The sequence below is a fragment of the Flavobacterium aureirubrum genome (genome assembly GCF_038739835.1).
GTDB classification, from domain to species: Bacteria; Bacteroidota; Bacteroidia; order Flavobacteriales; family Flavobacteriaceae; genus Flavobacterium; species Flavobacterium aureirubrum.
In genome coordinates, this window is the sequence record NZ_JBCGDO010000061.1 from 1 (window position 1) to 1,911 (window position 1,911).

Consider the following 1,911-nt stretch of genomic DNA (forward strand, 5'->3'; position numbering starts at 1 on the left):
GATTTGTTGCTTCATAAGTCATAGACGTAATTTTGAATTCTCGGCTATATTCTTTTGTTGTTAGAATAATATCTCTGTAAGTTGTCGACTTAATTTTATATTCGTCATATTTCGGTGGACTTTTTAATTTTACATTTATAGAAACCAACTCATTATTTGGTAATGAGTTGTCACGAAAAGCTAGATAAACAAATGACAAAATCATTATCAACGAAATTGTAATAACTACAATTTTATCACTTTTCGAGATAGGTTTATAAATTTTTACTTTCTTTTGATTTTCTCTTGTGAGTTGTCTTTTCTCGCGTCGTGTCATAAAATTACTGGTAACTTCTATATACCCGCTACAAAGTACCGCATATACACCCAAAATAGGGTGGATAGGCGCTATTGAATAGCGTATTTGTTTCAAAAATAGAAATAAAAGTTGTATTATAAATCATCAAACGGGCTTTTGATTTGTTGAATACTTTTCGTACTAACAGGAGTATATATTTCAGTTGTTTTACTACTACTATGACCTAGCAACTCTAAAATATACCTCAAATGTGTACCCCTCTCAAGTAAACACCTCTAACCACCATCCGCTCACTACCGCCAGAGGCGCACTCCGTCAGTTTCTGGCGGAGCCGTCTACTCGATTACCAGAGGTTGCGGTATTTATTTTGTTATTAAAATTAAAAACTTATGATGAATAAATTCGTTTTTCTCATTTTTAAATCCTATATGAAGATTTAAAGTATCATTTTGGAAACTTTCTCTTTTCGGAGTAATTGATAGATTTACTTCTTCTGTTGGTTTATCACTTTTCATAAACATAATTCCTTTTGCAGACATTGTCATTTTTTTTGTGTCAATGTTTTCCACTCTTAGTTTTATAATTGAATTTTTTTCCCAAGTTAGTGTTTTAGCATTATTATCAATGCTCAAAATGACTTTTTGGTTTTCATTCGTAAAAGTGAAATTATCTTGTACAATTAGTAATGATAAAAAAACAATGGACAGAATTCCTTTCATAATTGATTAGTTGTATGTTCAGTGGCAATCTCTGGTAACTCGTATATACCCGCTACAAAGTAGCGCATATACACCCAAAACAGGGTGAATAGGCGCTATTGAATAGCGTATTTGTTTCAAAAATAGAAATAAAAGTTGTATTACAAATCATCAAATGGCCTTTTAAATTGTGGAATACTTTTCGTACTAACATGAGTATATATTTCAGTTGTTTTACTACTACTATGACCTAGCAACTCTGAAATATACCTTAAATCTGTACCCCTCTCAAGTAAACACCTCTAACCACCATCCGCTCACTACCGTCAGAGGCGCACTCCGTCAGTTTCTGGCGGAGCCGTCTACTCGATTAGCCGACGTTGTATTCTTTCCATAAACTTCTCATTTGTGGAGTTATTTGCCAACACTCTTCTACGTTTTTATTTTCAAAGTATGACCAGTAAAAAATTGAATATTCGTGAACTCCAAAATTTGCTTTTAAAAATTCCTTTACTACTTTCCAATACTTTTTAAGTTTCTCTTCTTCCTGATCAGTCAACGCCTGAATTATAATTTCCATTAACGTAAACTTTTCATCATCATCTTTTAAGCTTTTGTAATGTTCGATATATTTTTCAATGTGCTTTGGGTTTGCGATTTCCCATTCCCAATCCTGCATTCCGGAATTATATTCCAAATGTAGTTGTTTAGCAATTTTAAGAATTGCCTCGTTTGTTGAGCATCGAAATTTTGGTTCAATCATTATGCGGGTTTTAAGCCATGTTGGCTAATCGGGTCAGGCAAGGGAATCGCACCCTTGCCTTCCCACAGAACCGTACGTGAAAGTCTCCCTTCATACGGCTCTTCATGTTAATAAATCATTCTAAAAGTAATAACTTTTATGGATATACCAAT

The 1,911-nt window shown here is 33.4% G+C and carries 3 protein-coding genes and 1 pseudogene; all 4 read right to left on the minus strand.

The window, feature by feature from the left end:
• A partial coding sequence (locus tag WFZ85_RS15880) for a hypothetical protein (RefSeq protein WP_342697233.1) occupies nucleotides 1-412 on the minus strand: 412 nt, incomplete at its 3' end.
• A 248-nt stretch (nucleotides 413-660) separates the two neighbouring features.
• Entirely contained in the window at nucleotides 661-1,017 is a 357-nt protein-coding gene (locus WFZ85_RS15890) for a hypothetical protein (protein ID WP_342697234.1), read from the minus strand.
• A gap of 140 nt (nucleotides 1,018-1,157) precedes the next feature.
• A pseudogene (locus tag WFZ85_RS15895) lies at nucleotides 1,158-1,280 on the minus strand (integrase); the annotation flags it as partial.
• An 86-nt stretch (nucleotides 1,281-1,366) separates the two neighbouring features.
• The gene (locus WFZ85_RS15900; RefSeq protein ID WP_342697235.1) at nucleotides 1,367-1,759 is read right to left on the minus strand and encodes a hypothetical protein; all 393 of its coding nucleotides are present in this window, start codon (nucleotides 1,757-1,759) and stop codon (nucleotides 1,367-1,369) included.
• Nucleotides 1,760-1,911: the final 152 nt, after the last annotated feature.

Coding starts and splice junctions, on each gene's coding strand:
- WFZ85_RS15890 (WP_342697234.1), bottom strand. CDS start 1,017: ATGAAAGGAATTCTGTCCATTGTTTTTTTATCATTACTAATTGTACAA.
- WFZ85_RS15900 (WP_342697235.1), bottom strand. CDS start 1,759: ATGATTGAACCAAAATTTCGATGCTCAACAAACGAGGCAATTCTTAAA.